The following is a 7,686-nucleotide window of genomic DNA, read 5'->3' on the forward strand; positions in this document are numbered from 1 at the left end:
TCGTCACCTCGGCCGCCGGGTCGTGCGTCTCGGGGCACTCGAGCTGCCGACCCTGCCGCCCTCCAACGGCGCGCCCACCCTCTCCGGCGGTGCCCCGCTCGCGGCCTACGTCGACCTGCCCGGTGACGAGACCCCGCTGACCCTGATGAGCCTGTCGCCCGACTCCCCCGGGCTGGCCCTGGGCACGGCGCACGGCATCGTCAAGCGCGTCACCACCGACTACCCCAAGGGCCACTCCTGGGAGGCGATCTCGCTCAAGGAGGGCGACCGCGTCGTCGGTGCCGTCGAGCTGACGACCGGCGAGGAGGAGCTCGTCTTCGTCACGAGCCAGGCCAGCCTGCTGCACTTCTCCGCGGCCGACGTGCGGCCCCAGGGACGAGGTGGCGGCGGTGTCGCCGGCATCCGGCTCACCGACGGGGCCCAGGTCGTCTTCTTCGGCGCCGTCGACCTCAACTTCGACAACGTCGTCGTCACCGTCTCGGGCTCCTCCGACGCGCTGCCGGGCACCGATGCCGGCTCGTGGAAGGTCACCTCCTTCGACGAGTACCCCGGCAAGGGTCGCGCCACGGGCGGCGTCCGCGCGCACCGCTTCCTCAAGGGCGAGGACGCGCTGGTCACCGCCTGGGTGGGGCCGCGCCGGCGCCCGTGCCGCGCAGCCCAAACGGCGTGGCGATCACCCTGCCCCGAGGCCGACGGCCGCCGCGACGGCTCCGGCACCCCCGCCTCCGCCGTGATCGGCGGCATCGGCTCCCTCTGAGGACATGACGAAGGGGGCGGCACCGGATCGCCGGTGTCGCCCCCTTCGCGTCGTGGAGCTCAGTCGTGGTCGATGTGCTCCGGGTCGCGCATGTAGGTCTTCTTGGCGTAGACCGCGCGGTTGATGAACCAGGTGATGACCCAGAGGAGGATGCCCAGACCGAGCAGGATGGCGGCGATCTCGTACTGCTGCTGCTGCTCCTCGCTGCGGGCCCACGGGCCGACGAGGAAGGCGCAGGCGATCGCACCGATGATCGGCAGCACGGTCGGGGCCCTGAAGTGCTCGCGGCCGACCTTGTCGCGACGCAGCACCAGCACCGCGATGTTGACGATGGTGAAGACCGCGAGCAGCAGGAGCGAGGTCGTGCCACCGAGCAGCGCGACGACCTGCGACTCGCTGTCGAGGACGACGTAGCTGATCAGTCCGAAGGAGATCAGCGTGGTGAAGATGATGGCCACCCACGGAGTCTGACGGGTCCTGTGGACCACGCCGAGGCCGGGAGGCAGGACCTCTTGGCGGGCCATGCCGTAGACGAGGCGCGAGGCCATGAGCATGTTGATCAGGGCCGAGTTGGCGACGGCGAACATCCCGATGAAGGGGAAGATCTTGTCGAAGGGCAGCCCGGGCGCGCCGGCAGCAACGACCTGCGTCAGGGCCGAGGCCTTGTCCGGGTCGGTGAGGTCGCCGACGGGGACCAGGGCCACCGCGGTGATCGAGACGAGGACGTAGATGACACCGGTGATGCCGAGTCCGGTGAGCATGACCTTGGGGAAGATCCGCGAGGGCTCGTGCGTCTCCTCGGCCATGTTGACCGAGTCCTCGAAGCCGACCATGGCGAAGAAGGCGAGCGAGGTCGCCATGGTGATGGCGAAGAAGGTGTTCTTGTCGCTCGCGCTCTCGAAGACCATCACGCGGGAGAAGTCGGCCTTGCCCTGGGTCACGGCGTAGAGGCCGATGAAGATGATGAGCAGCAGACCGGAGAGCTCGACGAGGGTCAGCACGACATTGGCCTTGACCGACTCTCCGACGCCGCGGAAGTTGACCAGCGCGATGACGAGCATGAAGGCCAGCGCGGCGATCAGGAGCTGGTTCGGGCCCCAGTCGAGGCCGAGTCCGTCGCTGAGGAACCCGGCGAAGGCGTTGGAGGCGGTCGACGCCGAGGTGATACCGGAGCACATGACGGCGAAGGCCACCATGAAGGTGAGGAAGTGCAGGCCGAAGGCCTTGTGGATGAAGGTCGCCGCACCTCCGGCCTTCGGGTACTTCGTCACCAGCTCGAGGTAGGAGAAGGCCGTGATCGTCGCGACGACGAAGGCCGCGATGAAGGGGGCCCACGCGGCGCCGCCGACTTCGCCGGCCACTGCGCCGGTCAGGGCGTAGACGCCCGTACCGAGGATGTCTCCGACGATGAAGAGGAGCAGGAGCTTGGGGCCCATGACCCTCTTGAGCTCGGTGTTGTCCTCACCTGCGGCATGGTCCGAGGTGGCGACGTCGGACATGGGTCCTCCCTGGGTCGGGGGTGCACGGGTGCGCGCACCGATCCCCTAACCGTGACCCAGAGCACGTCCGCGTGCAACCACCGACGCGGCGACGCGCCGAGATCGTGTCCAAACGGGCCGCGTCGTACCGGACCCAGCCGGCCTCAGGCGTCGATGCGCTCCCGGTCGAGCTGGTCGGCCGAGGAGACGATGAAGTCGCGGCGGGGGTCGACGTCCTTGCCCATGAGCAGCTCGAAGACCTGCTCGGCCATCTCGAGGTCCTCGGTCGTCACCCGGCGCAGCATCCGGTGGCGCGGGTCCATCGTCGTCTCGGCGAGCTGGTCGGCGTCCATCTCGCCCAGACCCTTGTAGCGCTGGATCGGCTGCTTGATGTTCTTGCCGCGCGAGCCGAGCGACGACAGCTTCTTGCGCATCTCCGCCTCGGAGTAGGTGTAGATCAGCTCGTTCTTCTTCGAGCCGGGGTTGACCACCTCGATGCGGTGCAGCGGCGGGACCGCGGCGAAGACCTTGCCGGCCTCGACGAGCGGGCGCATGTAGCGGAAGAAGAGGGTGAGCAGCAGGGTGCGGATGTGGGCGCCGTCGACGTCGGCGTCAGTCATGATGATGACCTTGCCGTAGCGGGCGGCGTCGAGGTCGAAGCTGCGCCCGGACCCGGCCCCGATGACCTGAATGATCGAGGCGCACTCGGCGTTCTTGAGCATGTCGCCGACGGCGGCCTTCTGCACGTTGAGGATCTTGCCGCGGATCGGCAGCAGCGCCTGGAACTCGCTGTTGCGCGCCTCCTTGGCCGTGCCCATCGCGGAGTCACCCTCGACGATGAAGAGCTCGGTGGACTCGACGTCGCTGCTGCGGCAGTCACGCAGCTTCGGCGGCAACGACGAGGTCTCCAGCGCGTTCTTGCGGCGCTGGGTCTCCTTGTGCAGCCGCGCTGAGATGCGCGACTTCATCTCGGCGACGACCTTCTCGAGCAGCTGCGTCGCCATCTGCTTGTCGCCGCGCTTGGTCGACGTCAGCTGCGAGGTCAGCTCGGTCTCGACGACCTTGGAGACGATCGAGCGCACGGCGTTGGTGCCGAGCACCTCCTTGGTCTGGCCCTCGAACTGCGGCTCGGCCAGACGCACCGTGACGACCGCGGTCAGGCCGGCGAGGACGTCGTCCTTGTCGACCTTGTCGTTGCCGACCTTGAGCTTGCGGGCGTTGACCTCGAGCTGCTTGCGGAAGACCTTGAGCAGCGCCTGCTCGAAGCCGGCGACGTGGGTGCCGCCCTTGGGCGTGGCGATGATGTTGACGAAGGAGGACATCTTCGCGTCGTAGCCGGTCCCCCACCTCAGGGCGATGTCGACACCGCACTCGCGCTCGACCTCGGTCGGCGTCATGTGCCCCTTGTCGTCGAGCACGGGCACGGTCTCGGTGAAGGTCCCCGTGCCCTCGAGCCGCCACACGTCGGTGACCGGGGCATCGGGGGCGAGGAAGTCGACGAACTCGCTGATGCCGCCGTCGTGGTGGAAGACCTCCTCGAGCGGCTCGTCGCCGCGCAGGTCACGCACGACGAGGGTCAGGCCGGGCACGAGGAAGGAGGTCTGGCGGGCGCGGGCGGCCAGGGCCTCCCGGTCGATGCCGGCGCCCTTGAGGAAGATCTGCGGGTCGGCCCAGTAGCGCACGCGGGTGCCCGTGACGCCGCGCTTGGGCTTGCCGACGACCTGCAGCTCGCTGCCCTTGTCGTACGGGACGAAGTCGTGGTCGGGAGACTTCTCCCCCTTCGCCCCGGCATCGTCGGAGAAGGTGCCGGGCTCACCACGGCGGAAGCTCATGGCCCAGGTCTTGCCGCCGCGGTCGACCTCGACGTCGAGGCGGGAGGACAGCGCGTTGACGACCGAGGCGCCGACGCCGTGCAGACCACCGGAGGCGGTGTAGGAGCCGCCGCCGAACTTCCCGCCCGCGTGCAGCTTGGTGTAGACGACCTCGACACCGGTGAGGCCGGTGCGCGGCTCGATGTCGACGGGGATGCCGCGACCGTTGTCGTGGACCTCGACGGAGCCGTCGGGGTGCAGGACGATCTCGATCCGGTCGCCGTGGCCACCCAGGGCCTCGTCGACGGCGTTGTCGATGATCTCCCACATGCAGTGCATGAGGCCGCGCTGGTCCGTGGACCCGATGTACATGCCCGGGCGCTTGCGCACGGCCTCGAGGCCCTCGAGCACCTGGAGATGGTGCGCGGTGTAGTCCTTCGCGGACTTGCTGCTCGCGGTCTTCTTCGCGGAGGTGTCTGCCGGAGGCACGAAGGGGGCCGTCCTTGCGTCGTCGGGTCGGTGGGCTCCTCGCAGGGTAGACCGCGCCACCGACGACGCCCGGGAGGCACCGCCGGTGGCGCCGCGACGGTGTGCCCTCGGTCACGCCGCGCGGAACGGGTGCGGGACGGGAAGGCTTTCGCGTGTTTGACTGTTGACCGAGACGTCCACGCAACACTGCAGGAAATGAGGCACACGTGAACGCGACCCTGGCCAGCCCCTTGACCGCAGCCGACCGCTGCGACCGCTGCGGAGCCAAGGCCTACGTGCGCGCCCGCCTCCACGCGGGCGGCGAGCTGCTCTTCTGCGCCCACCATGGGCGTGAGCACCTCCCGGCACTGAAGGACCTCGCCGACATCGAGGACGAGACCGCCCGTCTCGACGAGAGCACCCCCGCGTCGGCCCCCGTCGACGAGCGCTGAGCGGCCCCCGGCCGTGCTCTCCCTGGCTGCCGAGGCCACCCACGACCCGACGTCGATCGCTCTCGCGATCGGCATCCTCTTCTTCGTCGTGGGTGTCCTCGGCATCGTCGTCCCCGTGCTGCCCGGGCTGCTCCTGTGCGTCGCGGGAGTGCTCGTCTGGGCCGGCTACACCGGCGGCACGACCGCGTGGGTGACCTTCGGCGTCGTCGCGGCGATCTACGCGGTGACCCTGCTCCTGCAGTTCCTCATCCCCGGCCGGCGCATGAAGCGCGAGGGAGTCGGCGGCATGACGCTCGGCTTCGGGATCGTCGGCGCGATCGTCGGCCTCTTCGTCATCCCGGGCATCGGCCTGCCGATCGGCTTCGTCTTCGGCGTCTTCGCCGCCGAGTACGTGCGCTTCCGTGACCTCGAGCGGGCCTGGCAGGCGACGAAGTCAGCCCTGCGCGGCGTGCTGCACAGCATGGGCATCGAGCTGTCGGCCGCCACCCTCATCGCGCTGACCTGGACCGTCGGGGTCCTCGCGCACTGATCGCCCCGGTGGTCGAGGTGGCGAGCGCCAGCGAGCCCTCGAGACCCCCGAAGCCACGCTCCCGGGGACCTACCAGCCCTGCCCCTGCTGGCGACGGTGCTCCCAACGCTGCTCGAGACGCTGCATGAAGCTGCCCTGACGCTTCGCCCGGGCGGGGCGAGCGCCCCCCTTCGACCGGGGGCCACGGGGCTTGGGGCTGCGGACGGTGCCGTCGGAGCCGACGACGCCCAGACCGTGCTGCTCGCGGGGCCGCCCGGGGGTCAGCGCCAGCGCGACCGACGCGACGATGACCACGAAGCCGGCGACGCCGACCCAGATGATCGTGTTGATGCCGAGCAGGACGAGGCCGAGACCGGCGAGGGCACCGACGATGCCGACGGCGAGGCGACGGCGGTCTCCCCCGACCGCGCGTGAGCCGTTCATCTGCGAGGCAAATCGAGGGTCCTCAGCCCGGATGGCTTCTTCCATCTCCTCGAGCATCTGCCGCTCGCGCTCCGACAGCGCCACGGTGACCTCCTGACCACGCCTGTTGTCTGGCGGGCTGGTGCCCGCGGGGTGCACACGACGGGAGTACCGCCGTGGTCTTCTCATGATAGGTCGCGTCCGGGGCCCGCGGTAGGTGGGGACTGCCGTCGGCTGCGATCGCCGAGCAGGCTGGCCGGGCGCACGCTGCCCGCGCCGAAGCGCGCGCTCGCCCGGTCGACGGCCCGGTCGGCCTCGCGCCAGCCGTGCTCGGGCTCGTCGAGAGCGACCTGGACCGGGGTCGACGCGGCCTCGGAGAGCTGCTCGACCCGCACGCCGACGAGCCGGACCCGGGCCCGCTGCAGGCCGAGGGCGTCGTAGAGCTCACGGGCCAGCGCGGCGATGTCGCGGGAGACGTCGGTGGCATCGCGAAGGGAGCGGGAGCGCGTGATCGTCGTGAAGTCGGCGAAGCGCACCTTGATGCTCACGGTGCGGCCGACGAGGCCGGCGCCCCGCAGCCGGGAGGCGACCTTGTCGCTCAGGGCGAGCAGGGTGCGGTGGACGACGACGGGGTCGTCGACGTCGTGGTCGTAGGTGCGCTCGTTGCCGATGGACCGCTCGCGGCGCACCGGCTCGACGGAGCGGTGGTCGCGGCCCCAGGCGAGGTCGTGGAGGTGGTTGCCGGTGGCCTCGCCGAGGGCGCGGACCAGGGTCTGGCGCGGGGTGTGGGCGATGTCGGCGACGGTCTTCAGGCCCAGCCTGGCGAGGGCCTCCTCGGTCTTGTCCCCCACGCCCCACAGGCGCCGACGGGCAGCTGCTGGACGAAGGTGACGACCTCGTCGGCGGGGATGACGAGCAGCCCGTCGGGCTTGGCGAGGCCGGAGGCGAGCTTGGCGACGAACTTCGTGCTCGCGACCCCGACGGAGCAGGTGATCCCCTGCTCGTCGGCGACGGTGTCGCGGATGCGCTGGGCGATCGTCGCCGGCGAGCCCATGAGGCGCACGGCTCCGGCGACGTCGAGAAAGGCCTCGTCGCTGCTCAGCGGCTCGACGAAGGGGGTGATGTCGGCGAAGGTCGCCATGATGGCCGAGGAGATGCGCGAGTAGAGCTCGTGCTCGGGTGGCAGGACCGTCGCCTGCGGGCACAGCCGCCGGGCACGGCCCATCGGCATCGCCGAGGTGACCCCGAAGCCCGGGCCTCGTAGGTCGCGGAGAGCACGACGCCGCGGTTGCCGCCACCGATGATGACGGGGGTGCCGACGAGCTCGGGGTGGGCGATGAGGGAGGCGGACGCGAAGAAGGCATCCATGTCGACGTGCAGGATCGTGCACCCGGTGTCGTCCGGGGGGCCCTGGCCGGCCCGCGGTGGGGGCCGGTACTGACGCCGGCTCATCGTCGCCTCAGTCGCGGCGGGCGACGAGGTGGACCGCGGCCCCCAGGCCGCCCAGACCGGTGCGGCCGTCGTCGGCCGAGGCGAGCTCCTCGAGCTCGAGCAGGGCGGCCCGCTCGGCGTCGGAGTCGACGAAGGCGCTCGGGACGAGGTCGCTGAAGAGACGCACGCCGCGGGCCTCGAGGGTCGTGAAGCCGGCCCGGGTGAGCATCTCGCCGAGCTCGTCGCGGTCGAAGCGGCGCGGGATCGGGTCGTCGTCGCCCCAGCGGCCGTCGGCGCTGGTCAGCGCGGCCCTGGCCTGGTCGAAGCGCCCGGCGATCGCGCGCGCGATGACGGCGGC

General features: G+C 70.6%; 6 protein-coding genes and 2 pseudogenes. 3 read left to right on the forward strand and 5 right to left on the reverse strand.

Annotated elements, in window-relative coordinates; genetic code table 11:
• Nucleotides 1–757: DNA gyrase C-terminal beta-propeller domain-containing protein (locus AC2W7J_RS13410; RefSeq protein WP_485982988.1), on the forward strand; the 757-nt coding region annotated here is incomplete at its 5' end.
• Nucleotides 758–816: 59 nt separating this feature from the next.
• Here the strand turns inward: AC2W7J_RS13410 and AC2W7J_RS13415 are convergent.
• Nucleotides 817–2,256, reverse strand: a complete 1,440-nt coding sequence (locus AC2W7J_RS13415) for an APC family permease (RefSeq protein WP_255186104.1) — start codon at nucleotides 2,254–2,256, stop codon at nucleotides 817–819.
• Nucleotides 2,257–2,399: 143 nt separating this feature from the next.
• Complete coding sequence (locus tag AC2W7J_RS13420) at nucleotides 2,400–4,535, reverse strand: DNA gyrase/topoisomerase IV subunit B (protein WP_255186103.1); 2,136 nt, start codon at nucleotides 4,533–4,535, stop codon at nucleotides 2,400–2,402.
• 206 nt (nucleotides 4,536–4,741) lie between these two features.
• On the opposite strand from AC2W7J_RS13420, the gene AC2W7J_RS13425 reads away from it, so the two are divergent.
• Both AC2W7J_RS13425 and AC2W7J_RS13430 read left to right on the forward strand, forming a co-directional pair.
• A complete protein-coding gene (locus AC2W7J_RS13425; protein ID WP_072624437.1) occupies nucleotides 4,742–4,966 on the forward strand; it encodes a DUF7455 domain-containing protein in 225 nt (74 codons plus the stop codon).
• A 13-nt stretch (nucleotides 4,967–4,979) separates the two neighbouring features.
• A complete protein-coding gene (locus AC2W7J_RS13430) occupies nucleotides 4,980–5,495 on the forward strand; it encodes a DUF456 domain-containing protein (protein WP_255186102.1) in 516 nt (171 codons plus the stop codon).
• Nucleotides 5,496–5,564: 69 nt separating this feature from the next.
• Here AC2W7J_RS13430 and AC2W7J_RS13435 read toward each other — a convergent pair whose 3' ends face one another.
• The 3 genes and pseudogenes from AC2W7J_RS13435 to AC2W7J_RS13445 all read right to left on the reverse strand — a co-directional run.
• Nucleotides 5,565–6,002: a DUF3040 domain-containing protein gene (locus AC2W7J_RS13435; RefSeq protein ID WP_255186101.1), complete on the reverse strand. Its 438-nt coding sequence runs from the start codon at nucleotides 6,000–6,002 to the stop codon at nucleotides 5,565–5,567.
• 80 nt (nucleotides 6,003–6,082) lie between these two features.
• Nucleotides 6,083–7,349 (reverse strand): annotated as a pseudogene (gene dinB / locus AC2W7J_RS13440) (DNA polymerase IV).
• Nucleotides 7,350–7,356: 7 nt separating this feature from the next.
• Nucleotides 7,357–7,686: pseudogene (locus AC2W7J_RS13445) on the reverse strand (SAM-dependent methyltransferase); the annotation flags it as partial.

This window comes from Janibacter sp. CFPM2_SD2, from assembly GCF_057364645.1.